Origin of the sequence: Nocardia aurantiaca (genome assembly GCF_009708175.1) — a bacterium.
Lineage (GTDB): Bacteria > Actinomycetota > Actinomycetes > Mycobacteriales > Mycobacteriaceae > Nocardia > Nocardia aurantiaca.
Genome location: NZ_WMBB01000015.1, coordinates 103,710 through 128,145 on the forward strand (window position 1 = coordinate 103,710; position 24,436 = coordinate 128,145).

The 24,436-nt window shown below is 68.8% G+C and carries 25 protein-coding genes; 11 read left to right on the plus strand and 14 right to left on the minus strand.

The annotated features are described in order from the left end of the window. Window positions 1-266: 266 nt before the first annotated feature. The 3 genes from GLP40_RS27915 to GLP40_RS27925 all read right to left on the minus strand — a co-directional run bounded on the left by GLP40_RS27915 (window position 267) and on the right by GLP40_RS27925 (window position 3,145). The gene (locus GLP40_RS27915) at window positions 267-836 is read right to left on the minus strand and encodes a type III secretion system chaperone family protein (protein WP_154790983.1); all 570 of its coding nucleotides are present in this window, start codon (window positions 834-836) and stop codon (window positions 267-269) included. Further along, the gene (gene mshA / locus GLP40_RS27920) at window positions 833-2,215 is read right to left on the minus strand and encodes a D-inositol-3-phosphate glycosyltransferase (protein ID WP_407671685.1); all 1,383 of its coding nucleotides are present in this window, start codon (window positions 2,213-2,215) and stop codon (window positions 833-835) included. Before mshA ends, GLP40_RS27915 begins: the two co-directional genes overlap by 4 nt. Window positions 2,216-2,320: 105 nt before the next feature. Then, window positions 2,321-3,145: an alpha/beta fold hydrolase gene (locus GLP40_RS27925; RefSeq protein WP_154790984.1), complete on the minus strand. Its 825-nt coding sequence runs from the start codon at window positions 3,143-3,145 to the stop codon at window positions 2,321-2,323. 110 nt (window positions 3,146-3,255) lie between these two features. On the opposite strand from GLP40_RS27925, the gene GLP40_RS27930 reads away from it, so the two are divergent. From GLP40_RS27930 to GLP40_RS27950, 5 genes are all read left to right on the plus strand, one after another. Next, complete coding sequence (locus tag GLP40_RS27930; protein WP_154790985.1) at window positions 3,256-3,990, plus strand: SDR family NAD(P)-dependent oxidoreductase; 735 nt, start codon at window positions 3,256-3,258, stop codon at window positions 3,988-3,990. A 144-nt stretch (window positions 3,991-4,134) separates the two neighbouring features. After that, window positions 4,135-5,169 (plus strand): 3-oxoacyl-ACP synthase III family protein, encoded by a 1,035-nt coding sequence (locus tag GLP40_RS27935; RefSeq protein ID WP_154790986.1) that lies wholly within the window; start codon window positions 4,135-4,137, stop codon window positions 5,167-5,169. Between the two features lie 6 nt (window positions 5,170-5,175). Next, on the plus strand, window positions 5,176-6,057 hold the full coding sequence (locus GLP40_RS27940; RefSeq protein WP_154790987.1) for a beta-ketoacyl-[acyl-carrier-protein] synthase family protein: 882 nt from the start codon (window positions 5,176-5,178) through the stop codon (window positions 6,055-6,057). A gap of 30 nt (window positions 6,058-6,087) precedes the next feature. Further along, window positions 6,088-6,840, plus strand: coding sequence for a glycosyltransferase (locus GLP40_RS27945; protein WP_154790988.1), 753 nt, complete (start codon window positions 6,088-6,090; stop codon window positions 6,838-6,840). Beyond that, complete coding sequence (locus tag GLP40_RS27950) at window positions 6,837-8,408, plus strand: class I adenylate-forming enzyme family protein (protein ID WP_154790989.1); 1,572 nt, start codon at window positions 6,837-6,839, stop codon at window positions 8,406-8,408. Before GLP40_RS27945 ends, GLP40_RS27950 begins: the two co-directional genes overlap by 4 nt. Before the next feature lie 142 nt (window positions 8,409-8,550). Here GLP40_RS27950 and GLP40_RS27955 read toward each other — a convergent pair whose 3' ends face one another. Both GLP40_RS27955 and GLP40_RS27960 read right to left on the minus strand, forming a co-directional pair. After that, complete coding sequence (locus GLP40_RS27955) at window positions 8,551-9,759, minus strand: L,D-transpeptidase (protein ID WP_154791076.1); 1,209 nt, start codon at window positions 9,757-9,759, stop codon at window positions 8,551-8,553. A gap of 97 nt (window positions 9,760-9,856) precedes the next feature. Then, entirely contained in the window at window positions 9,857-10,951 is a 1,095-nt protein-coding gene (locus GLP40_RS27960) for a UDP-N-acetylmuramate dehydrogenase (protein WP_328290772.1), read from the minus strand. A gap of 41 nt (window positions 10,952-10,992) precedes the next feature. Between GLP40_RS27960 and GLP40_RS27965 the strand changes: the two genes are divergently transcribed. The 3 genes from GLP40_RS27965 (at window position 10,993) to GLP40_RS27975 (ending at window position 12,849) form a co-directional block, all read left to right on the plus strand. Then, window positions 10,993-11,478: a DUF2505 domain-containing protein gene (locus GLP40_RS27965; RefSeq protein ID WP_154790990.1), complete on the plus strand. Its 486-nt coding sequence runs from the start codon at window positions 10,993-10,995 to the stop codon at window positions 11,476-11,478. A gap of 85 nt (window positions 11,479-11,563) precedes the next feature. Next, window positions 11,564-12,079 (plus strand): DUF2505 domain-containing protein, encoded by a 516-nt coding sequence (locus tag GLP40_RS27970; protein WP_328290751.1) that lies wholly within the window; start codon window positions 11,564-11,566, stop codon window positions 12,077-12,079. Then, window positions 12,076-12,849: a class I SAM-dependent methyltransferase gene (locus GLP40_RS27975; protein WP_328290752.1), complete on the plus strand. Its 774-nt coding sequence runs from the start codon at window positions 12,076-12,078 to the stop codon at window positions 12,847-12,849. The genes GLP40_RS27970 and GLP40_RS27975 overlap by 4 nt, the downstream gene beginning before the upstream one ends. Before the next feature lie 101 nt (window positions 12,850-12,950). On the opposite strand, the gene GLP40_RS27980 is transcribed toward GLP40_RS27975, so the two are convergent. Together GLP40_RS27980 and GLP40_RS27985 are read right to left on the minus strand one after the other, a co-directional pair. Continuing rightward, window positions 12,951-14,441: a hypothetical protein gene (locus GLP40_RS27980; protein ID WP_154790992.1), complete on the minus strand. Its 1,491-nt coding sequence runs from the start codon at window positions 14,439-14,441 to the stop codon at window positions 12,951-12,953. Between the two features lie 60 nt (window positions 14,442-14,501). Beyond that, the gene (locus GLP40_RS27985) at window positions 14,502-15,119 is read right to left on the minus strand and encodes a hypothetical protein (protein ID WP_154790993.1); all 618 of its coding nucleotides are present in this window, start codon (window positions 15,117-15,119) and stop codon (window positions 14,502-14,504) included. Window positions 15,120-15,231: 112 nt separating this feature from the next. Between GLP40_RS27985 and GLP40_RS27990 the strand changes: the two genes are divergently transcribed. Continuing rightward, a complete protein-coding gene (locus tag GLP40_RS27990) occupies window positions 15,232-16,398 on the plus strand; it encodes an LmeA family phospholipid-binding protein (RefSeq protein WP_230330006.1) in 1,167 nt (388 codons plus the stop codon). Here the strand turns inward: GLP40_RS27990 and deoC are convergent. Beyond that, complete coding sequence (gene deoC, locus GLP40_RS27995) at window positions 16,395-17,054, minus strand: deoxyribose-phosphate aldolase (protein WP_154790994.1); 660 nt, start codon at window positions 17,052-17,054, stop codon at window positions 16,395-16,397. The genes GLP40_RS27990 and deoC overlap by 4 nt on opposite strands. Window positions 17,055-17,126: 72 nt before the next feature. On the opposite strand from deoC, the gene GLP40_RS28000 reads away from it, so the two are divergent. Beyond that, window positions 17,127-17,678, plus strand: a complete 552-nt coding sequence (locus GLP40_RS28000; RefSeq protein WP_328290753.1) for a GNAT family N-acetyltransferase — start codon at window positions 17,127-17,129, stop codon at window positions 17,676-17,678. Window positions 17,679-17,828: 150 nt separating this feature from the next. Then, the gene (gene purU, locus GLP40_RS28005; RefSeq protein ID WP_154790995.1) at window positions 17,829-18,710 is read left to right on the plus strand and encodes a formyltetrahydrofolate deformylase; all 882 of its coding nucleotides are present in this window, start codon (window positions 17,829-17,831) and stop codon (window positions 18,708-18,710) included. Between the two features lie 63 nt (window positions 18,711-18,773). Here the strand turns inward: purU and GLP40_RS28010 are convergent, their stop codons facing one another. The 6 genes from GLP40_RS28010 to GLP40_RS28035 all read right to left on the minus strand — a co-directional run bounded on the left by GLP40_RS28010 (window position 18,774) and on the right by GLP40_RS28035 (window position 24,318). Further along, window positions 18,774-19,772, minus strand: coding sequence for an alpha/beta fold hydrolase (locus tag GLP40_RS28010; RefSeq protein ID WP_154790996.1), 999 nt, complete (start codon window positions 19,770-19,772; stop codon window positions 18,774-18,776). A 147-nt stretch (window positions 19,773-19,919) separates the two neighbouring features. Continuing rightward, entirely contained in the window at window positions 19,920-20,942 is a 1,023-nt protein-coding gene (locus GLP40_RS28015) for an alpha/beta fold hydrolase (protein ID WP_154790997.1), read from the minus strand. Window positions 20,943-21,119: 177 nt separating this feature from the next. Continuing rightward, complete coding sequence (locus GLP40_RS28020; protein ID WP_154791081.1) at window positions 21,120-21,416, minus strand: DUF2516 family protein; 297 nt, start codon at window positions 21,414-21,416, stop codon at window positions 21,120-21,122. A 275-nt stretch (window positions 21,417-21,691) separates the two neighbouring features. Further along, on the minus strand, window positions 21,692-22,366 hold the full coding sequence (locus tag GLP40_RS28025; protein ID WP_154790998.1) for a heparin-binding hemagglutinin: 675 nt from the start codon (window positions 22,364-22,366) through the stop codon (window positions 21,692-21,694). After that, window positions 22,363-22,857 (minus strand): helix-turn-helix domain-containing protein, encoded by a 495-nt coding sequence (locus tag GLP40_RS28030; protein ID WP_154791082.1) that lies wholly within the window; start codon window positions 22,855-22,857, stop codon window positions 22,363-22,365. Before GLP40_RS28030 ends, GLP40_RS28025 begins: the two co-directional genes overlap by 4 nt. A 165-nt stretch (window positions 22,858-23,022) precedes the next feature. Then, window positions 23,023-24,318 carry a DUF445 domain-containing protein gene (locus GLP40_RS28035; protein WP_230330020.1) on the minus strand — a complete coding sequence of 432 codons (1,296 nt, stop codon included), beginning with the start codon at window positions 24,316-24,318 and terminating at the stop codon, window positions 23,023-23,025. Window positions 24,319-24,436: the final 118 nt, after the last annotated feature.

Sequence of the window (24,436 nt, forward strand, 5' to 3'; positions counted from 1 at the left end):
CGAGACGGTGCGCGACGTCGGTCACGACGCATGCCGGCGACGTCGATCCGCGACGAGTTGCGTATGCCGAGTCGGCTACTGATTTCGTGACGGTCGGCACGACTCATCGGGTACGTCCACAATCGGTTCGGCTCTCGACCGTCGGCGCGCGTTCCCGATGCCAGCGGCTCTCAGCCGTGCGCTGAAGGCCCGGAGAGGCGATATCGCGTGGCCGTAGAAGCGCTCTGGGACAATTCGATCAGATCTGGGCGCGTTGCGCCGGCCGGTCAAGGCTTGTCGGCGTTGTCCACGAGGTGCTCGAAGGCACGGAGATTCTTCAACGATTCGCCGCGCGAGACGCGCCATTTCCATTCTTTGCGAATGGATTCGGCGAAGCCGAGTTCGAGCAGAGTGTTGAAGTCGGCGTCGACGGCCTCGAGGATCTGGCCGAGCCAGCGGTCGAGTTCGTCGGGGGTGACGCGGTCGTTCGACATACGGCCGACCAGGTAGATGTCGCCGACGCGGTCGATGGTGTAGGCCACGCCGTACAGGCGGCGGTTGCGGCGGAGCAGGAATTTGTAGACGCCCTCGAAGTTCTCGTCGGGCCTGCGGCAGACGAAGGACTCCATGCGGACGCCGTGCTTGCCGACGCTGAGGCCGATGACCGTTTTGAGCTTGCGCTCACCGGGAAGCACGACCACGAACAGATCGGGGGCCTCACGCGTGTACTCGATCTCGCGTTCGCGCAGCGTCTCGTCGATGAGTTGCGCGGTGGCGCGGGCGGTTTCGTCGTGCAGGCCGCCGGAGCTGGCGTGCGGGCGGGGCGTCCACTCGTCGGTGCGGTCGACCTCGCTCATCTGCGTACTGCTCCCATCCGACGCCGCCAGAGCGCCAGCGATCTCGCGTGATTGCCGTCGGTGTGCAGGTTACCGCCGTGAGGCCGGACGATCGGAGTCCGGGCGAGCGCCGCGGCGTAGCTGTCCAGCAGTGCGTCGGCGGTGTGCGCCCAGGAGAAGTTGGCGGCATGGCCGACCGCGGCCCGGCCCATGTCCTCGAGGCGGCCCGGATCGTCGACCAGCGAATGCAGGGCGGCGGCCCAGTCGTCGGTCTGATGGCCGGGGACCAGCAGGCCGGAGACGCCGTCGTGCACGGCGGTGCTGAGCCCACCCACATCGGCGGCCAGTACGGGGGTGCCGCTGGCCTGCGCTTCGATGGCGACCAGGCCGAAGGATTCGTTGTAGCTGGGCACGGCCACCAGGTCGGCGGCCCGGTAGACCTGTACCAGCCGGTGCGCGGGCTGCGGCGGCAGGAAGGTGACCCGGTCCGAAATCCCCAGGGCCGCGGCCAGTTCGATCAGGACCTCGGGCTTCTTCAGGCCGCTGCCGGACGGGCCGCCCACGATCACCACGCGCAGCGGGCGTTGCGGCGGCCGCGGCAGGGCGGCCTCATCGGCCAGCACCTTGGCGGCCGCGCGCACCAGCACGTCGGGGGCTTTGAGCGGCTGGATGCGCCCGACGAAGGCGACGATGCGCTCATGCGCGGGCAGGCCGAGTTCGCGACGGGCGGCGAGCTTGTCGCCGGGCTGGTAGCGGGTCAGATCCGCGCCGGGCAGGGCCACATCGATGTGCTCGGGGTTCGCGCCGTACAGCTCGACCAGCTGGCGGGCTTCCTCGGCGGTGTTGGCGACCAGCCGGTCGGCCTCGGCGACGATCTGCTTCTCGCCGATCTCCCGGACCGCGGGCTCCGGACAGTCGCCCTCGGCGAGGTAGGCGTTCTTGACCGCGGCCAGCGTGTGGGCGGTGTGCACCATGGGCACCCGCCAGCGGTCGCGGGCCAGCCAGCCGACCTGGCCGGAGAGCCAGTAGTGCGAGTGGATGAGGTCGTAGTGCCCCGGCAGGTTCCGGGCCTCGGTGCGCAGCACCTCGGCGGCGAAGGGGCACAGTTGGGTGGGTAGGTCGTTCTTGTCGAGGCCTTCGAAGGGCCCGGCGGCCACATTCCGGACCAGCACGCCGGGCGCGGCCTCGACCAGGGGTTCGTCATGGGAGGAGGTGGCCCGGGTGAAGATCTCGACCTCGATGCCGCGCCGGGCCAGCTCGATGGCGGTCTGCAGCACGTAGACGTTCATGCCGCCCGCGTCGCCGGTCCCGGGTTGAGCCAGTGGTGAGGTGTGCACCGATAGCACGGCAATCCGATGGGGCCGTAGGTCCAGGCGCTGACTCACCACTTCAGTGTGCACGGGACCTTCAACACCCCATGCACGGGTTACCTTCCCAAGTGAGGTCGATCACAACTCTCGTGAGACTCCCCCGGGCCTCGGGTACCGAATCTCGACGGCACACGATCACCCCAGCGACTCAACGAAATTGGTGATCTCCGCCACGAAACGGCTTGGGTCCTCGATGAAGAGCCCGTGTTGTGAGCCCTCCCAGTAGGAGGTCCGCGCATCCGGCGCGGTGTCGGCGATATGGCGTCCGTTCTCGATCGGGACGACCGGGTCGGCGGTGCCGTGCAGGACGAGGACCGGGACATCCAGGCCGCGCAGTGTCTCGGTGTTGTCGACGGTCCGGTAGAACAGGGCCTTGCGCACCCGGGGCAGGGTGGCGATGCTGCCGCCGAACAGCCGTTGGGCGTCCACGCCCTTGTCGCGGCCCGGGCCGGTATTGGCGTTGCCGAAGGCCGCGAAACCCCGCATGGCCTTGCCCGCGCTCTCGGCGAAGACATCGGGGATGGCCTTCTCCATGGCCGGGCCGGTTTCCGCGCCCTCGACGCCACGGCCGATATTGGCCTGCGAACCGGTGAAGACGACGCCCGCTACGGCGCCGGTGCCGTATGCCGTCAGGTAGTCGGACGCGACGATGCCGCCGTAGGACCAGCCGAGCAGGATCGCGCCGGAGGTGATCCGCTCGGCCGCGAGCACGGCGGCCACGTCGGCGGCCCAGTTCTTCGGATCGTCGTATCCGGCTTCGGGAGCGTCGGAGTAGCCGTGTCCGCGCAGGTCGAGGGCGATCACCCGGAAGTGCTCGGCGAGCAGGTCCGCCGAGCGTCCCCAGCAGAGCAGGTTTCCGGACCAGCCGTGCAGGAGAACCAGGGGCCGCGCCTCTTCCGGACCGGTCACCCGGTAAACGATGGTCGCGCCGTCCGCGCTCGCTACTTCCCGAATCGCCATAGGAGTGAGGCTAACCGGCAGCGCTGCCGAGATCTCACGCCCACCACGGTGCCCGCGGCGAGCGCAGGGCAACAGGACAGCGTGGGCGGCTACTGCCTAAGCTCAGGGACATGAGCACTCGTACCGCGGTGGTGACCGGAGCCAGTTCGGGTATCGGCGAGGCGACCGCCCGCGAACTCGCCAAGCAGGGGTACCACGTGTATGTCGGCGCCCGGCGGCTCGACCGGCTGGAGCAGCTGGCCGCGGAGATCGGCGGGACCGCGCTGCCGCTGGACGTGACCGACGAGCAGTCGGTCCGGGCCTTCACCGATGCGGTGCAGCGCTGCGACGTGCTGGTCAACAATGCCGGCGGCGCGAAGGGCCTGGCCACGGTGGCCGAGGCCGATCTGGACGACTGGCGCTGGATGTGGGAGACCAACGTGCTGGGCACGCTGCGGGTCACCAAGGCCCTGCTGCCCAAGCTGATCGCCTCCGGTGACGGCCTGATCGTCACCATCACCTCGATCGCCGCGTTCCACGCCTACGACAACGGCTCCGGCTACACCTCGGCCAAGCACGCGCAGGCGGTGCTGCACCGGACGCTGCGCGGTGAGTTGCTCGGGCAGCCGGTGCGGTTGACCGAGATCGCACCGGGCGCGGTGGAGACCGAGTTCTCGCTGGTGCGCTTCGATGGCGACGAGGATCGGGCGGCGAATGTGTACAAGGGCATCGATCCGCTTGTCGCGCAGGACATCGCGGAGATCGTGGGTTTCGTGGCCTCACGCCCGCCGCACGTCAATCTGGACACTATTGTCGTCAAGCCGCGCGATCAGGCCGAGCCGGGTCGTTTCGCCCGCCGCGCCTGAGGCCACACCACCTTTCCAGGCTGATGGCAAAAGATATTGTGTCGCAATGTAGTTCACCTCACATGATCTGGATCGCGGATTTTTCAAAACCCAAATCCACGCACTGCTAGCGTCCCCGGCAACCGAGGGCTGCTGGGAGTGAACATGGTGAGATCACGAATCGAAGCAGTCGGGTCCTATTTGCCCGACACCGAGATATCGACCACGGAGTTACTGGCCCAGCTGGCCATCGACTCCCCCATCGACCTGGAGCGCATCAGCGGCGTGCGGCACCGCCGCCGCTGCGCCGAGGACGAGGATTCCTTCATCGTCGCCCTCGCCGCGGCGCGAACCGCGCTGGATAATTCGTCCTACGACGCCGCCGATCTGGATATCGTCATCTCCTGCTCCATCACGCGCATCCGCGAGGACGAATTCCTGTTGGAGCCGTCCTTCGCGCTCATGCTGCGGAATGAACTCGGCGCGAACAAGGCGATCCACTTCGACGTCTCCAATGCCTGCGCCGGCATGATGAGCGGAGTCCTGGTGCTGGACCGGATGATTCGCGCGGGCCTGGTGAAACGCGGGCTGGTGGTCTCCGGCGAGTACATCACGCCCATTTCCGATACCGCGGTGCGTGAGATGTCGGAAAAATACGATCCACAGTTCGCCTCGCTCACCGTCGGCGACGGTGCGGCCGCGGTCATTCTCGACGACGCGGGCAGCGCCGATGAAGGCATCGACTACGTCGAACTCAATACCAGCGCCGGTTTCGCTCACCTGTGCCTGGGCATGCCCAGCGACCGCAGTTCCGGTATCGCGCTGTACACCGACAACCGGGCCATGCACAACGAAGCCCGCTATCTACTGTGGACCACCCGCCAGCGGGATTTCCTGCGCGCCCGGGACAGCAGCTTCGCCGCGGAGGCCTACGACCACGTGATCCATCATCAATTCAGCGCGCCCGCAGTGGAATTGGTATCCAAGATAGCCGAACGCGAATTCGACGCCCCGATACCGCCCGCGCTCATGGTCCTGGATCGCTACGGCAACACCGCATCCACCTCGCATTTCGTGGTCTTACACGACGCGCTCAAACAACAGCGGATAGCGCCCGGAGCGAAAGTACTGATGGTGCCCGCGGCTTCCGGCGTCGTGGCCGGGTTTCTGTCGGTGACACTCGGCGACCTTCGGGCGTGATGCGGCATGGGAATCGTCATTTCTTCCGTAACCACCGAAATCGGCGGCGGCAGCTCCATCGAGCAGGCGTCGGCCGCCGCGCGCCGGGCCATCGCCGAAGCCGGCGCCACGCCCGAGCAGATCGACGCGCTGATCAATACCGGCGTCTACCGCGATTCGAACATGGTGGAACCGGCCATGTCCGCGCTGATTCAACAGCAGGTGGGCATCGGGCTGGAATATCAGAGCGGCGATGTGCCGTGCCTGTCCTTCGATCTGATGAACGGCGCCTGCGGCATTCTCAATGCGATCCAGGTCGGCCAGGCGCTGCTGGACGCCCCGCCCGTGCAGCGAGTGCTGCTGGTCTCCGGTGACGCGCACCCGTCGAAATCCCCCGCGCCGCAGCCGGGCTTCCCGATCAAGCCGGTGGGCGCCGCCCTACTGCTGGAAAAGCGTCCGGGCGCAGCCGGATTCGGGACGCTGCACATCAGCGCCACCGACAGGCGGCCCGCGGCGGAGGGCTTCGTGCGGCTGTCGGAGATGGGCGACACCGGCCGGTCCTCGATCGTCGTGAACCGCACCGGCGATGTGGAAGAGCTGCTGCACCACGCGGTTTCGGCGGCGACCGAAGCGCTGGCGGCGGCCGATGCGCCCCTCGAACGCACGGTGCTGATCTGCGGGCGGCCCACCACGGACTTCCCGACGCTGCTGGCCGAGCGCCTGGGCATCGCCCCGGAGGCGGTCAGCGCCGACGACACCGAGGGCGACGCGCACACCTCGGCACTCCCGGTCGCCTACCTGACAGCCGCAGACAGCGGCAAGCTCGATCATGCCGACGTAGCCTTGTTCGTCGCCGCCGGGGCGGGCCCCTCGGCCGCCGCCATTGCCTACCGCCTGCCGAAACCATAAGCCGGGGCACGGAATCCGCCGGGAGGGGCGATGAACGAACTGTGGGTGATCGTGCCCGCGTACAACGAGGAGCACGGCATTGCCGGCACCCTGTCCGCCCTGGCGGGCCAGCGGGACCGCGACTTCACGCTGCTGGTGGTGGACAACAATTCCACCGATGCCACCGTGAAGGTGGTGCGCGACTTCGCGGATACGCATCCGGGCCTGCGCATCGAGGTGATCACCGAGCTGCGCAAGGGCACCGGCGCGGCCGCCGACACCGGCATGCGGCACGCCATCGCCGCCGGTGCGACCCGGCTGGCCCGCACCGACGCCGACTGCCTGCCCGCGCCCGACTGGACCGCGCGGATCCGGGCCGCCTTCGACTCGGGGCTGCGGCTCATCAGCGGACAGCTGATTCCGCGCACCGACGAGGGCGTGCGCCTGCGCGACCGCGTCGTCATCCTCGTCGCCCTGGAGGTGGCCTCACTGTTCGGGAAATTCCGGCCCGGCAATCGGGATCCGCGCTACCTGGGCCCCTATGTCATGACCCCCGGCTGCAATATGGCCATCACCGCCGAACTGTACGAGGCCGCGGGCGGATTCCCCCGCACCGCCATCGAGGAACTGCATGAGGACCGGGCGCTGGTGAACGCCGTGCGCATGCTGACCACCGAGTACGGGCTGCGCCGGGACGTCCGGGTGTACGGCTCCAACCGGCGCGTGCGAGCCTGGGGTGTGCGCAAGACTCTCGCCTGGTACGCCGACCACCGCTACAAACCGGAGCTGGTGGACATTCGATGACCACTGGAAACCACTCGACCGGTGAGGATTTCGTCACCCTGCTGCGGGAGCAAGTGCTGCGCACGCCCGACGCGCCCGCGCTGGGCATGATCGGCGAGCGGCCGCTCGGCTTCGCGGAATTGGACGCCCGGATCCGGCTGGTGGCGAAACGGCTGCACAGCAAGGGCTTCCGGCCCGGCGACCGCATGCTGTTCTCCATCCGGCCGTGCGTGGACGCGGTGGTGCTGGTGTTCGGGACCATCGCGGCGGGCGGCACCATCGTGTTCGTGGACCCGGGCGTCGGACCCGAATTGTTCGCGCGCCGACTGGAATTGGTGCGGCCGAGCTGGGCGGCGACCGAGTCGCTGCTGTACTTGCTCAGCGGGCCGCTGCGGCGATACGGGCGCAAACTGGGGCTGTCGCTGCCGGAATTCGGGCGGCTGCCGGTGCGCCACATCCACAGCGGGCCGCGGCTGCCGGGCACGCCGCGCGAGTCCCTGCCCCTGCAGCGGCTGGTGGGCTCGGAGCCGGGCTGGTCCGGGCCCCCGATCCGGTCCACCGCGGCAGCGCCCGTCGAGGACCCCGATGCCGAGGCGCTCATCGTCTTCACCTCGGGCACCACCGCGGACCCGAAAGCCGTGGTGCACACCCGCGGTTCGCTGGGCGCGGGGCTGGCGGCCATGGCGGGCTGCACCACCCTCATGCCCGGCTCGCACCTGCACACCGAGCAGCTGATGATGGGGTTGCCCGCGGTGCTGGAGGGCGCGCGCTGGTCCATGCCGCGATATCCGCGCTTGCGCACCCATATCGATCCGATCGGCTTCGCGCGCACCCTCGGCTCGGCGACGCACACCTTCTTCACGCCCGCGGACCTGGCGGTGGTGCTGGATGCCATCGAGGCCGGGCGGCTGATCGCGCCGACCCACCTCGAGGAGATATCGCTGGGCGGCGCGCCGGTGACCACCGCGCTGCTGCGCCGGGCCCGCGCCGCCCTCCCGGACACCGACTTCCTGGCCATCTACGGCATGACCGAAATCCTGCCGGCGGCCATCACCTCCGGTGCCGACAAGCTGGCCTTCGAAGGCTCCGGCGATCCGCTCGGCCCGCCGGTCGAGGGCGTCGACGCGCGCCTCGCCGACGACGGCGAGCTCATCCTCTCCGGCCCCAACCTGTGCCGCGGCTATCTCGGGGAAGCGCCGCTGAAGGAGATCGCGACCGGCGACCTCGCCCGCTTCGAGGGCGAGACCCTGGTACTGATGGGCCGCAAGAAGGACATGATGATCCGCGGCAAGACCAATATCTATCCGGGCCTGTACGAACCGGCCATCGCGGGGGTCGCGGGCGTTCGGCAGGCCATCATGGTCGGCCTTCCCGACGAGATCGGCGACGAACGCATCGTGCTGGCGGTGGTGGCGGACCCGGGCGCCACCGAGGTCGAGGACCGCCTACGCCGTGAATTACCCTCCCTCATCGATGTTTCCGCGCTACCGGACGACATCGTGCTGGTCGAGGAGATCCCGGTCAGCGGGCGCACGAGCAAGCCCGACCGGGCCGCGCTACGCGCGCGCCTGCGGCAGCGGTTCGGCTGAGATCCGGACGCTCGCGCAGGGCGGTCGGCATCGCCTCCGCGAAATCCGGCACCTGCCGCTCGGACAGCGAACCGGCACCGTCGATCACCGGAATCCGGGGGCCGTCCCATCTGCCGCGGAAGCAATTGCCGCGGAGGGAGTCTCAGCGGCCGCCGACGGGCTGGGGCGGCAGCGGGGTCGCCGAGATCTGGTTCTTCGGCTCGCCCTGCAAGGCCGACAGACCTTTCCAGGTCTCCCAGTCGATGGTCCAGTCGTAGATGTCGCCGTCGGCCGCGGAGAGCTGGATGCGGGTGCCGGTGACCTCGACCGGGTCCCCGTAGAGCGCGGTCGGGAAGTACGCCTGGGCATCGGACGGGCTGAGGTTGATGCAGCCGTTGGTGACGTTCGTATTGCCCTGGGCGGACAGCGACTCCGGATTGGCGTGGATGAACTCGCCATTGTTGGAGATACGCACCGCCCAGCGTTCCCGCACGTTCGTGTAGAACGGCGGGTTCGACATCATGAAGTCCTCGTACTTCTCCGTCACCACGTGGATGCCGGAGCGCGTGACATTACGGTCCTGGTTACCCTCCCCGTAGCTGCACGCGAAATCGAAGACGGTCTGGCCGTCCCGCACCACCTGCACACGGTGGGTGGGCGCGGCGGCCTTCACGATCTGGGCGCGACCGATCCGGAAGTCGGAGGTGAGGTCGGAGTCGCCGAACAGTCCGCCGCCCATGTCCAGGCCGTACAGCTTCGCGCCCACGTGCACGGTGGTGCCGGGCTGCCAATACTCGCGCGGACGCCAGTGCACCCGGGAGCCGCCATTCTCGTCCTGCAGCCATGCCCACGAGCCCTCGGTGACCGGGGTGGCGGTGACGACCAGCGCCTTCTCCACGGCGGCCTTGTTCTCGACATGTCCCTTGAACTGCAACATGATCGGCGCGGCGATGCCGACCTCCTGGCCGTCACCGATGTTGATGGTGGCGGGCGCGGTCGACTTGGGGCTGATGGTGGTGAACTTGCCGTCGATGGCCACCGGCTTGTTGTCGGTGCCGATGGCGGTGCCGGACCAGGTGTAGGTGGCGCCGTAACCCAGCGGCTCGTTCACCGTGAACTTGCTGCGCGCGGCATCGAAGGCGCCGGTTACCTGCTTGCCGTTGGCATTGGTCAGCGCCAGCTGGTCGATGCGGCCGTTGCTGACCGTCGCGGACACCGCCGCGGTCGGGTTGACGTTCTCGGCGCCGTTGCCCGGCTCCAGCTTGACGGACGCGACCGGAGCGGCCGGCTGCGCCTGGCCGCCGCCGCCCTTGTTCGACGACGAACACGCCGCCGCGATCACCGCCGTCGACGCCGCCAGCGCGGCCCGCATGGCCGCCCGGCGGGACAGTCCTCGATTGCTCACTTGTTCGACCCTACCCACGCAAACCGTGTATCCCGGACGCTGAATTGGTGGCGGAAGCCACTCGCTACAGGCTCACACCCACGGTCACAGGCTCGGGTTCCAAATGAATGCCGAAGCGCTCAGCAACCCCCTCGCGAACCGTGCGGGCGAGGGCCACCAGATCGGTCGCGGTGGCCGCGCCCCGATTGGTCAGCGCCAGCGTGTGTTTGGTCGACAACCGCGCCGGAGACCCATCACCCGGAAAGCCCTTGGCGAAGCCGGCGCGCTCGATGAGCCAGCCCGCCGAGAACTTTACCCCGCCGTCCGCGGGAAAGGTGGGCACGGTCACGTCCGCGCCCAGATGTGACGCGATCGCCGCACGCACCGCCGCCACCCGCGCATCCGGAATAACGGGATTGGTGAAAAAGGAACCCGCACTCCAGGTGTCGTGATCGGCCGGATCCAGCACCATGCCCTTGCCCGCCCGCAATCGCAGCACCGCCGCACGCACCTCGGCCGCCGGTCGGGACTCGCCCTCGGCCGCGCCCAGCGCGTTCGCCAGTTCCCGGTAGCCGAGCGGCGCGCTGGAACCGTCGGCGCGCAGGGCGAATTCGACCGCCAGCACCACGGCGGCGTCGCTGTGCTTGAGAACCGAAGTGCGATAACCGAATCCGAGCTCGTTCGGCCCGGCCCAGCGGATCTCGCCGGTCGCCCGGTCCAGCAACCGCACCCGGCGCAGCAAACTCGCCACCTCGACGCCGTAGGCGCCGACATTCTGGACCGGTGTGGCACCGGCCGAACCGGGAATTCCGGACAGGCATTCGAGACCGCCGAAGCCGGCCGCCACGGTCGCTGCCACCACCGCGTCCCAGTTCGCGCCCGCCTCGGCGATCACCGTGTCACCGGTGATCTCCACGCCCTCGGTCGCGATCCGCACGACGACGCCGTCGAATCCGTCATCGCCGATGAGCAGATTGGAGCCACCGGCGATGAGCAGCACCGGGATCCCGGCCGCGTCCAGCGCGCGCACGGTCGCCACCAGCGCGTCGGTGGTCGCGCAGTCGGCGACCGTGGCCGGGCCGCCGACCCGCAGGGTCGTCAACTCCGCGAGCGGCACCTCGGCACGCAGCCGCGCACCGGTCGCTGTCAGCCGGTCCCGCAGGTCGTCGAACGACACCACCCGAGAAGTACGCACAGCCACAGACGGTAGCCTGTCAGACCATGGCGACACCTCTGGCCTTCACTGCGCACTCGACACACCCCATGGCCGCCGTGCGCGCGGCGTTCGCCGACGAGCAGTACTGGAAGGACCGCATCGAGACGGTCGGCGGCCCCAACGCCCGCATCGACATCATCGTCATCGAAGGTGACCAGGTGCGCGTCGACATGGTGCAGACGATCCTGCCGGCCGATCTGCCCGCCCAGATCACCGCGATCAAGCCCGACGGCCTGATCATTCCGCGCACCGAGACCTGGCACGGCACCGGCGGCACCGTCGAGGCCCGCGTGGACGGCGCGCCCGCCACCGTGAACGGCACCCTGACCGTCATCGACAACGGCGCCGGCTCCACCTTTGTGGTGGACGCGTCCATCGACGTGAAGATCCCACTGTTCGGCAAGAAGATCGAGGCCGCCATCCAGCAGCACCTGAGCGAGCTGCTCGAGCGCGAGGCCGAGTTCACCAATAATTGGCTGAGCGCGCATTGAGCGACCCGCTCGAACCGTATTCCGATCGAACGACCCGCTCGGAGATCGCACTGACTCGGTTCGCCCGGCAGTAACCTCAGCGATCGTGGCCCGCCGACTCGACTACTCCGCGCGATATCCGCTGCACACCACACGTGAGGTGTACGCCGCGATGATGAGCCGCGAACACTGGGATGCCCGCATCGAGGAACTGCGCAAGCACTCTCCGAACGACATCGTCAGCCTCGACTCCAGCGACCACGGCATCACGATCGAACTGCGGCACGTACTCCCGCGCGACACCCTGCCCGACATGGCGCAGATGGTGGTGCACCGGGACATGGTGATCACCCGCCGGGAAACCTACGGGCCCTACGCGGCCGAGGTGATCGGCGAGTACACCGCCGAAATCCCCAACAGCCCGGGCACTCTCGGCGGCACCATGCGGTTGTTCGCCACCGAGACCGGCTGCACGCTGCGCACCTCCTCGCGCGCGCAGGTCCATGTTCCGTTCTTCGGGCGCAGGCTCGAACAGCTCATGCTGGTCAACCTGGTGGACCTGTTCCGCGCCGAAGCCGAGGTGACGAAGGTTTGGCTGGATCAGCGGCACCCCGTCGGGTGACCAAGCCGATCGGGACGATCACCCGCGGCACCACCGGTATCAACAGGCTCCGCCGCGGCGATCGCTGGATGATGCACGACCCGCTTGTCGCCAGAAGATTGCTAGAGGCGGCCGACCCGCTCGTCGTCGACCTCGGCTACGGCGCGAGCCCGGTGACCACCCTGGAAATGGCCGCCCGCCTCCGGACCGTCCGCCCCGACCTGCGCGTGGTCGGCCTCGAAATCGACCCGGAGCGTGTGGTCCCCGGCCGGGACGCGGTGGCCTTCGCTCGCGGCGGCTTCGAACTCGCCGGTCTGCGGCCGACCCTGGTGCGCGCCTTCAATGTCCTGCGGCAATACCCGGAATCCGCTGTCCCCGAAGCCTGGTCGACCATCCAGTCCGGCCTTGCCCCCGACGGCCTCCTCCTCGACGGCACCTGCGACGAACTCGGCCGCCGCTGCGCCTGGATCCTCCTCGACCGCACCGCACCCCTATCCCTCACCCTCGCCTGGGACCCTTTCACCGTCGCAACCCCCTCCGACATCGCCGAACGCCTGCCCAAGGCCCTCATCCACCGCAATATCCCCGGCGAACCCATCCACACCCTGCTCACCGCCGCCGACCGCGCCTGGGCGGTCGCCGCTCCGCTGGCCCCCTTCGGCCCCCGCATCCGCTGGCGGCATGCCACGAACCTGCTGCGCGAGCAGGGCTTTCCGCTCCGCCCCTACCGCCGCCGCCTGCGCGACAATGTGCTGACCGTCCCCTGGTCCGCGGTCGCACCCCTGCCCTGAGCGGGGTTTCGGCAAGTTGGGCCGTCCCCCTGCGGGTCCCGCACCTCGACGCCTTCGTGGACGCCATCGGCCGATTCGCAGGCCGCGATGATCCGGGCGGATCATCGGGGCCTGTGGAGCAGCTCCCGCACGGTGCCCGAGATCGCGGCGGGAGCCAGCAGCGAGCGCGGCGCGAAGGGTTGCCGCCAGAGGCCGCCGTGGGCCGCGCCGGTCGCGAAAAGGGCTTCCGGGTTGGGCATTCGAGGCGCGTCCTCCGCGTAGAGGTCGGCGACCAGTTTGGCGGCCAACAGGGTACGGGCGGTGGCCGGGTCGAAGACCTCGATACCGAAGCGGGAGGCGGCCCGGTAAGCCGCTGTGCGCCAAGCGTGTTCGCGGCTGAGACCGCGGGTCCAGGCGGGCGGGGCGACGGTGAAGGACACCGTGTGGTCCGCGGACTGGGCCAGCACGGCCCGCCAACGCGGAAGGCGTTGCGCCAGCGCGTAATCCGGTCCGGCCAGGGCAGGCAGATTGTCGAACAGACCCCAGGCGCCACCCTCGGCGTCGAAGATCGGGCGGGTGTAGCTGAGGCGATAGAGCGAGCGCGGAGCCACCCGGTGCAGCAGATCCTGGGCACTGCCGCGAAACCCGCGCTGCGCCAGCTGATCCCGCGCCGCAGCCACCACGGAGGCGGGTACGGCGTAGGTGTCCGTGGGCGACCCGAGCAATGCGAGGGCGGCGTCGGGGTGGCGCCGGAGCAGCATTTCGGCGAGGACATCCGAGGCCACGGCCAACCGGACACCGGCCGCCCCCGGCAGCCCGGCGTACAGGCCGAGCACCGGGCGGACGTCGCTGTGCGCGGTGATCCAACGCGCCAGCGCCGGAAAGCTTCTGGAGATGTCCACGCCGGGTTCGCCGTCCGCGACCGGGAACCGCATGACACCGGCGCCGGCCTTCGCGCTCGCCCGCAACCGCTCCCACCACACCCGGCCCGGCCGATCCACCGCGAGAACGTCCGCACCCCATCCCAGCAGCGGCCGCAGCGGCCCGAGCTCCGCGCCCGCACCGGTCACCGTGACCCGGAATCCCGGCAGCTGCAACCACTCCGGATGATCGATGACCCGCTCGACGGCCGCCACGAAGTCGGCTTCCAGAATGCCGTGCGTCTGCCATTCCGCGAGCCGCAGCCGCAGCGCGTCCTCGGACAGCAACAGCCCCCGCCAGGGCACCTCGAGGCGTTTCACCGCCGGGGCCTCGCCCGCCACCTCGGCGGTCTCCAGGACGGTCCCGTCGGCCTCGGCGTCCACATCGACGGTGTCCAGCGTCGCCACCATGCGCCCGACCGAGAACCGCAGCATGTGCCGCACCGAACGCAGCCCGGCGTCGGCCATGCCGAGCGAGACCTCCGGCGCGCCGATGGCCAGCGCCGTCATGCCCCGGAAGACCCGGTGGTAGCCGTGCCGCCAGTCCCGGCAGGTCTCCACCGACTGCGCCAGATCGGCATCGTAGGGCCGGATCGCGTCGGCGACCACGGCCGCCGAGAACATGTCCGCGATCCGCTCGGGCGGGCCCGGCGGAAACACCAGATCCCACACGTCAGCACCGACCGTCCCCATGGCAGTCACCCTGCCACGAAATGGGCCGCCGCAAAACTCGAAGCCCGCACGTCGCGGCCCCTACCGTGAGTCATCCCGCGTGCGGGTCAGCGCCCGGTGCAGCCGCGCCGCCGTGGCCGGATCCAGAGCGGCACTGGCGGCACGAATTTCGGCCCGTGCGCACCGGTGGATGGCGACCGCGTCGGCCACCACCTCATCCAGCGCGGCCTGCCCGATTCCCACCTCGGCCAGGTCCAGCACGGTCCGCAGCGGCGTCGTCACCAGGAAGGCCCCCGCCGACTCCACATCCGTGCGGGCGAACCCCCGCCGCAGCACCACCAGCCGCGGCGACAGCGGAAAACGCCCGACCCGCGCCGACAGGTGCACGAACCTCGGGCGCAACCGACCCAGACCGTGCAGTTCGGCGGCGCTGTGATGGGAGACGGCCGCGGACCCGTCGAACCAGGCCGACCACATGGCGTACTCGTCCAGCGGTCCGTCCGGCCAGTCCGCCATCCGCAGCAACCCCACCCCCGAACGCAGAACTCGGCCGTCCCGCAGCCCGTCGCGAATCCGGACCTCACATCCGGTGCGCAGCACCTGGCGGGTGGTGAAATAGCCGGCGTGCCGTGCGGCCAGCTCCCGCAACGCGTGCCATCCGTGTTCCGGATCGGGCTCCGGTGCCGCGTTTCCAGCCATGACTCTCAGGATAAGCCGCACCTATGTGTGATACGTCACAAATATGCCTGTGAGACGACACCCTCACGGGAAGCACAGAGCTCACTCAGAAACCTCGGGAAGAATCGCCTCCATGAGTTCGGAACCCACCTCGGACGACGCGACCGAGCGCGACGCCACCGCCGCGCAACAGAGCGAACCTGTCGCGCGGCGCAGCGATGCCGCCGCGCGGCCGATCGATTTCGGCAAGCCGGACAGCACACCCACCGAAGTCCTGGCCGCCCGGCACGGCTCGGCCACCGAGGTGCTGGGCGGTGCGCCCGCCGAATGGTGGGACGATTCCACCGCCCAGCTCGGCGACCAGGCCACCCAGGCCCTGCACCCCGGTGAGGCGGCCTACGCGCCCGGCGCGACCGCCGGGTCCGGCTACTCCACCGGCTCGACCGCGACGCCGGTGCCCCCCGGCGGCTCGGGCTACACCGGTGACCACACCGCCAGCTCGATCCCGCGGCCCGGTGGCGCACAGCTGCCGCCGGGTATGCCGCCGCCCCCGGCGAATGTCGGTGGCGGACAGGGAGGCTCGTCGGGCATACGGCGAAACCGCAAGAAGACGCTGCTCATCGTGAGCCTGGTGCTGGCGCTGCTGCTCGCGGGCGGTCTGGCCGGCGGCGAGGCCTACGCCCGCAACAAGGTCGAGAAGTGCATCAGTTCGCAGTTCCAGGCGCAGATGGGCTCCAAGATCGATGTCTCCCTCGGGTGGAAGCCGCTGCTGCTCACCATGTTCGACAACAAGGTCTCCTCGGTGACCGTGGACAGCGACGACACCAAGTTCGGTCCGGCCCAGGGCATGGTCGTGCACGCCACCTTCAATGACGTCGAAATGAACGACGGCGGCAAGCAGGCCCGCGTCGGCAGCTCCGACGCCGACGTCACCTGGAGCAACGAGGGCATCACGAAGACCCTGGGCGGCTTGGTATCCGGCACCACCTCGGATCCGAACACCGGCACGCTGAGCTTCGCGGTGCTGGGCGGTCTGGCCCAATTGCAGGTCCAGCCAAAGATTGTCGGCGACAAGATCGAGGTCGACACCCTGCAGGCCTCGCTGCTCGGCTTCGGCCTGCCCACCGATCTGGTCTCGGGCATCGTGAAACTCATGACCGAGAGCCTGCAGGCGTACCCGATGGGCCTGACACCCAACAAGGTCGAGGTCACCAAGGACGGCCTGCACGTGACGTTGAAGGGCGGCAACACCGTGCTGCAGGCGGATCAGAGCCAGCAGCAGCAACCGCTCACCTGCTAGCTCGGAAACCCTTCCAGCACTTCACGAGACCGCGACAGTCCCAGCCGCGTGGCGCCGGCGGTGATCAGCTCCGCCGCCTGCGCCGCGCTGCGGATACCGCCGCTGGCCTTCACCCCGAGTCGCCCGCCGACTGTGTCGGCCATCAGCTTCACCGCGTGTGCGCTCGCCCCGCCCGCGGGATGGAATCCCGTGGAGGTCTTCACGAAATCGGCGCCCGCGCGCTCGGCGGCCCGGCACACCTCGACAATGGCTTCGTCGGTGAGCGCGGCGGATTCGATGATGACCTTCAGCACCGCGCGATCCCCGACGGCCTCACGCACCGCGATGATGTCGGCGAGCACGGCGTTGTAATCGCCGGCCCGCGCCGCGCCGACATCGATGACCATGTCCACCTCGGCCGCGCCCTGCTCCACCGCCAGCCGCGCCTCCGCACCCTTGACCAGCGAATGATGTTTGCCGGATGGGAAACCCGCGACCGTGGCGACCACCAGGCCCGGCGCGCGCACCGGCAGCATGGACGGTGATACGCAGATCGCGTACACCCCCAACTGGCGCGCCTCGTCCACGAGCGCGGCGACATCGGCGGGGGTGGCGTCGGGCGACAACAGTGTGTGATCGATCATCTCCGCCACGTCACGACGGGAAATCTGTGCCATGAGCACCGAGTTTGGCACAACCACGGCGAATCTCGTTGCGGGCCGCCGCCGCAGTCACGCAGACTTGTAAGTGTGCTGATCCGTCGTGAACGTATCGGCGATGCCGCCGCCATCGACGCGGTACACCGCAGCGCCTTCGAACGCTCCGCGACCATCGGCGATCCGGTCGAAGTCGGTCTCGTCCACCACCTCCGCGACGACGGATCCGCCTGGATCCCGACGCTGTCGCTGGTAGCGGAGTTCCACGATCAGGTCGTCGGGCACGTCTGCCTCACCCGCGCGAGCATCGGCCCGTTCCCGGTCCTGGCGCTGGGCCCGATCGGTGTCCAAGCCGACCATCAGCGCAAGGGCATCGGTTCGGCCCTCATGCACGCCGCCCTCGGCGCCGCCGACGCCCTCGACGAGCCGCTGGTCGGCTTGCTCGGCAGCCTCGAGTATTACCCCCGCTTCGGGTTCGTCCCCGGCACCCGCCTCGGCATCATCCCCGACCAACCGGAGTGGGCCTCTCAATTCCAGGTCCGGCCGTTGACCGCCTACGAACTCGAGATCAAGGGCGAATTCCGCTACGCCGACGCCTTCTACGCTCCGCCGCCTCCCCGAGACTCCAGCGCACAGCTCGGCTGACGTCGACCGGGCGCCCGGCCGGATGCACACCGGTCTCCGGGGGTACCCGAGGAGTCACCCCGACCATTACGAGATCAGTCGGCACCTCGACGGTCGACAGACCGAACCCCTCCGGCCAGTGGCCCTGACGGTTGCTGGGAGGATGTCAGGATGAGTTCCACCCCGGACGACCGCCGCTTCGTGCTCACCCTGGGCTGCCCGGACCGTCCCGGCATCATCGCCCGCATCACCTCCTTCATCGCCGATTTCGGCGGGTCGATCGTGGAGGCGGGCTATCACTCCGACCTGGAGACCGGGTGGTTCTTCACCCGGCAGGCGATCAAAGCCGCGACGGTTCCGTTCGACCTCGACGAGTTGCGCGACCGCTTCACCGCCGTCGCCGCCGACCTCGGCCCGGAGACCGACTGGCAGGTGCACGACTCCGGCGAGCGCCGCCGCGCGGTACTGCTCGTCTCCAAGGACGGCCACTGCCTGCACGATCTGCTCGGCCGCGCCACCAGCGGCGAGCTGCCCGCCACCATCGAGGCCGTCATCGGCAATCACCCGGACCTGTCCGGCATGACCGAGGCGCATGGCGTCAAGTTCCACTACGTGCCCTTCCCCAAGGACCCGGCCGAGCGCGGCCCGGCCTTCGAGCAGGTGCGCGAGCTGGTCGACGCCCACGACCCGCACGCCGTGGTGCTTGCCCGCTTCATGCAGGTGCTGCCGTCGCAGCTGTGCGAGCACTGGGCGGGCAAGGCCATCAATATCCACCACAGCTTCCTGCCGTCCTTCGTCGGCGCGCGCCCGTACCACCAGGCCTTCGCCCGTGGCGTCAAGCTGATCGGCGCGACCTGCCACTACGTCACCGCCGAACTCGACGCGGGCCCGATCATCGAGCAGGACGTCACCCGTATCGACCACTCCGACACCGTGCGCGACATGGTCCGCCAGGGCCGCGATATCGAGCGCGTGGTGCTGGCACGCGGTCTGCGCTGGCACCTCGAGGGCCGGGTGCTGGTGCACGGCCGCCGCACCGTCGTCTTCGAGTAGGACCCGAAAAGCCAACGCCCGCCTCTGTTTTCACAGGGGCGGGCGCTTCATGGTCCAGTCGGGTCAACCCGCGACGGCCACCGGGCCGCGGCGCGCGGTCCGGATGACCCGGTGCAGCTCCGCATTGAATGCGTGCTCGGCTTCGATATTCACCAGATGGCCGGTCGGCAGGACGTGGTAGCGCTCCAGATTGCCCGCCGCGGCGAGGGCATCGGCGATCTCGCGCGAATGCACCTCGGGCAGCAGCTTGTCGTACGAGCCCGCGAGGACAGTGGTCGGCACGGTCAGATTCGCCGCGGCGCCCTGCAGATCGAGCTTGACCAGCCCCCGGGCCACGGCCGCCCGGACCGAAGGACGGCAGGAGCGGACGATCGAGACACCGAAGTCGACCTGGTCATAGGTGGCCGCCGGGTTGGTCAGCCGGTTCTTGGCGATGAGATTGACCGCCGCGCCGCCGGGCAGCGGGACCGGAGTGCCGAACAGCGCCACGGCCAGCCAGTCCGGACCCGGGATGACAGCGTTGAGCAGCGGAATCACGGTGGAGCGCGTCGGGATCTGGCGCGCGGCCGTAGTGGCCAGCAGAACCGAGGAGGCCCGCTGCTGCACCTGGTCCGGGTACTTCTGCGCCCAGGCCTGAATGGTGATGCCGCCCATGCTGTGTCCGACCAGCACGGCCCGCTGGCCCGGCCGCAGCACCGCGTCGAGGAGGTCGGAGAAGTCGTCGGCCAGCTGGTCGGCGCCGAAGGTCCGCGTACCGCTCTCACTCTCGCCGTGGCCACGCTGATCGAACGCGATCACCCGGTACTCGCCGGCGAAGGCGTTGATCTGCGGATTCCAGTACTCGATGGCACAGGACCAACCGTGGGTCAGCACAAGGACCTCGCCGTCGGCGGGGCCGTAGGCGTGCACGCGCAGTTTCGCGCCGTCACGCGTGGTTACGGGGATGACCTCAGCGGGAAGCGGTGTGTTGAAAGAAGCCGTCTTGTAGCGGCGGGACCGCAGTCCGGGGCGAAAGGAGGTAGTCAGCGCATCGACGCTCGCCTCCGGCATTTTCACCAGCATGAGCACTCCTTTGTGTTCCACACCACGGTAGCGCGCTGAACCAGGTGCTTGCAACTGCAAGCGGAGACATATCTTCTTGCTTCACAACAATGTTCGCGGCGATAGCCGTCCCAAATAAGGCCCCCCAGGGGTGGTCGAATCCACCCCTCAGGCGCCCACCGCCCGCGCGGGAATTCCGAACGCGGAGTTGGCGACGCGGGCGAGTTCCGCATTGAACTCCTGGTACGCCTCCACATTCCCCAGGTGACCGGTCGGCAGGATCCGGTATCCATCCAGGCTGCCGGCTGCGGAGAGCATCTCGACGATCCGCTCCGAGTGCGCCGGCGGGGTCATATCGTCGGCCGATCCGGCGATGACGGTGGTCGGCACGGTCAGATTCGCGGCCCCGCGACCGACATCCAAATAGGACAACAGGGTTCCGAACCGGCCGCGCACCCGCGACCGACATGAGCGCACGATGTTCAGGCCGAAAGCGGCGATGTCGCCGACCGAGGCCAGGCTCATGACCTGTCGGCGGAACACCCAGGTCACGAGCGGGATCGGCGGGAAGAGAGTCCGAGCGCTCAGCCCGAGCAGGCCGATCATGAAGGGCAGCTTGGCAATACCCCGATTGAAGAACGGGACCACGGTGGTCTCGGCGATCAGATCGCCGACCGCGGTATTGGCGAGCAGCACCGCCAGCAGCTGCCGCTGCACCCGCTGCGGATACCGGCCCGCCCAGGCCTGAATCGTCATGCCGCCCAGACTGTGTCCCACCAGCACCGCGCGCTGGCCCGGCCGCAGCACGGCGTCCAGGACATCGGCGAGATCATCGGCGAGCTGATCGACGGTGAGCGCGGCGGTGCCCTCGTCGCTCTCCCCGTGGCCGCGCACGTCGTAGGCGATGACGCGGTACTCGTCGGCGAAGGCGTTGATCTGAGGGTTCCAGTATTCGAGGCAGCAGGTCCAGCCGTGCACCAGCACGATGACATCACCGTCGGCGGGTCCGTAGGCGTGCGCCCGGAGCCGGGCGCCGTCGGAGGCGGTGACCGGGACGACCTCACAGGGACCGGTCGGCGGATTCAGGTCCGCGTTGTCGTAGGTCCGGGTGCGCAGGTCCGCCCGGTGCTCGCGCACCAGGTCACGAACCTTCCGGCCGAGGTCCGCTGGGTGAGGCAGCATTGCCGGCATAGGACGCTCCTTTGTGTTACTGACCGATACAGTAACCTGAGCCGCCTCCGCTTGCTAGTGCAAGCATCCGAAAGTTCCCGTGTCGGAACTCACTTCACCCCCGACGAGCGCGGAGGTGTGAGAAAAATGGCCGCCATCCGGATCATCCGGATGGCGGCCGAGTGTCTCGGAGCCTGGCTACCAGCGCGGCCCGCGCTGGATCTCATCCACCTTCGGCCTGACATCGGCGAGGTAGACGCCGGTCGCCACGATCGCCGCGATGCCCAGAATCCCCACCGGGGTCCGCGCCAGCAGCAGTGCGCCCAGAGAAGCCAGCAGAATCGCGATCCATACCGGCTTGGTCAGCTTGTCCACGGCCGTGAAGGCATCCGGACGCTGACGAATCGCATGCACGAGAGCGAACACCGTCATGCCGAGCGCGCACAGCTGCAACACCCACAGAATCAGCCCGGGAATTCCCATCACCCCACCCATCATACGGGCGAAGCCCTGTCCACCAGGGCTCCTGACCGCGACGCGAGTCCCGAACACCACGCGCACGGGGGGCAGCCCGCCTGTCCCGCCCAGGGGCACCGCTCGGCCACCGCGCGTCCGGGCACTGACCTCTGCACGAAGGCGCGCACGCCGGGAACACCACGGCCGGCCCGACCCCGCGGCCTTTCGAAATGCGACCTGGCTCCCCCCGAATGCGGTCGCCCTCGCACACGTGCGCGTGCGAGGGCGACAGGCTTTTTCGTAAGTGCGGAGTCTTACTTCTTGGTCGGGGCGGCCTTCTTGGCGGGCGCCTTCTTGGCCGGAGCCTTCTTGGCGGCGGCCTTCTGGGCCGGCGCGTCCTCGACCGGAGCGGTCTCGGTGGTGACGTCGACAACCTCGGCGTCGACGGCCTCCTCGGCCTCGGGCTCCACCTCGGCCTCGACCTTGCCCGAGCGGCCGATGTACGGGCCGACCTGGTCGGTCACCTTGCCGATGATGTCCTGGGTCTGCGACAGCAAGTCGTTGTAGCGGGTCTCGACCTGCTCGAAGCGCTCCTCGAAAGCCGGGTTGCTGCGCAGCTTCTCGACGGTCTCCTCGCCGCGGGCGGCCAGGTCGGCGTACAGGTCCAGCAGCTGGTGGTAGTACTGGTCGACCAGCTTGCGCAGCTCCTCCGAGGTGGCCTTCTCGCGCAGCTCGGCGAGGTCCTCGGGCAGCTCGGACGGCAGCGCCTGCACGCGCTGGCGCAGGGTCTCGGCCTGCTCCTGCAGGTCGGCCGGGATGTTGGCGAAACGCTCGCGAGCCTCGTCGATGCGCCCCTGGACGTCGGCGGAGGTGGCGCGCTCACGGATCTGCGCGACGGCGTCGAGCACGGCGGCGTAAATGGCATCGCCCGCGCCGACGGTGGCGTAGATCGGCTTGGTCACGGTGGCGGTCAGGTTGGATTCGGTCATGATGGTTCGTTCTCCTGGCGTGGCGGAACTTCGGCTATGCGGTGCGGAACCTCGTTGTCCCTGTCTCCCCCGGGAACGCCCCCCTTAAGGTCCGTTGCGTCCCCTCTGTCCTCGTTCGCCTGGTTTTCGCGGCAAAACGATTCATAGATGTCCAGGAGGACCTGCTTCTGACGTTCGGTCAGGCCGGCGTCAGCCAGCAGAGCATCCCGGACCGGGCCGTGCGGCCTCTGCTCGAGGTACCCGGCCCGCATGTACAAGACCTCCGAGGAGACCCGCAGACCCTTCGCGATCTGGGCGAGTACCTCGGCGGACGGGTTACGCAGCCCGCGCTCGATCTGACTCAGATACGGATTGCTCACCCCCGCCAGCTGTGCGAGCTGACGCAGCGAGACCTGGGCGGCCTCGCGTTGCGCCCGGATGAAGCCCCCGATGTCGTGAGCCGCGTTGGCTACGCGACCCGTCCGATCTCCGGCGGCGGACGTCTCCGCCATATCGCCCTCGATCGGTTCGGGAACCTCGGGATCGTGCTTCATCACTCACCTTCCGGCGGTTGTGCGGTCAATTCTAGGACGGGGTGCTAACTCTTGCAAGCGCTCTGCTAGCACCATTTCGGCAAACAGCCGGCGCTCCGCCCGGAGCGCTAATTGGTCAATTGTTCAGCCATTGAACAGCAAATGCGACACGGCATAGATGGCCAGGCCCGCCAGCGAACCGATCACGGTGCCATTGATGCGAATGAATTGCAGATCCTTGCCCGCCGCCAATTCGATCTTGCGGCTGGCCTCCTCCGCATCCCAGCGGGCAACGGTGTCGCTGACCAGCGATGCGAACTCGGCCCCGTAGTTGGCGACCAGGTACCGGACGCCGCGTTCGAGCCACCCGTCCACCTCGTCGCGCATCGCCGAGTCGGTCGAGAGCCGCTCGCCCAACTGCCGCACATTATCGGCCACCTTGCGGCGCAGCGTGGAATTCGGATCGTCGGCCGACTCCAGGATCATGCGCTTGGCGGCCCGCCAGGTGGCCTGCGCCATCCCGGTGACCTCGCGCCGGCCCATGAGCTCGGTCTTGATCTTCTCCGCCTTTTCGATCATGGCGTCGTCGAATTGCAGATCGTGGGCGAAATCCTCGAGGAAACGATTCGCGGCCAGCCGCACCTCGTGGTCGGGCTGGGTGCGCACCTTCCAGGTGAATTCCACCAACTCCCGATAAATGCGCTCGGCCAGCAGCGAATTCACGAATTTCGGCGCCCAGGACGGCGCGTCCCGATTCACGATGCGGTCGAGGGTCTCCTGCGAGTCCAGCGCCCACTGGTGCGCGCGCTCGCCCAGCAGATCCAGCAGCGGGGCCTGCCGGTTGTCTGCGATCAGCTCGTTGAGCACCTTGCCGATGGGCGGACCCCACAGTGGCTCGGCGATGCGCTTGACGATGGTGTGGTCGATGATCTGCTCGACATCCTCGTCGCGCAGCACGCCGATCACCGCGCGCAACATGGTCGCGCTCTCGTCGGAGACGCGTTCCGCGTGCTCCGGCGCGGCCATCCACCGGCCCAGCCGCAGCGGGATCTGCGCGGAATTCGTCTTGACGGCGACGGCCTCCGGCGAGAGGAAATTGGTGCGCACGAACTCACCGAGTCCGGCGCCCACCTGATCCTTTTTCTTGCGGATGATCGCGGTGTGCGGAATCGGCAGTCCGAGCGGATGCCGGAACAGAGCGGTGACGGCGAACCAGTCGGCCAGCGCGCCGACCATGCCCGCCTCGGAGGCGGCCTTCACATAGCCGACCCACGCACCGCCCCCACCGCGCGAGCTGATCCAGGCGCAGGTGATGTAGATGATCGTGGCCGCGGCGAGAAAGCCGGTGGCGATGGCCTTCATGCGCCACAGTTCGCGCTTCTTGCCCTCTTCGTCCAGGAGATCGGCGAACGCTCCGCCGCCGTTGAGTGTGGTCTTCATCGGCTTCGGCTCGCTCGTTTCGAGTACCCCGGCACTGCCGGCAGGTTGCTCCATATCGTCCATTCTGGCGCGTGGTGTGACGCACTCCCCGCCGCCGGGCCCTTCCCGATCGGCGACG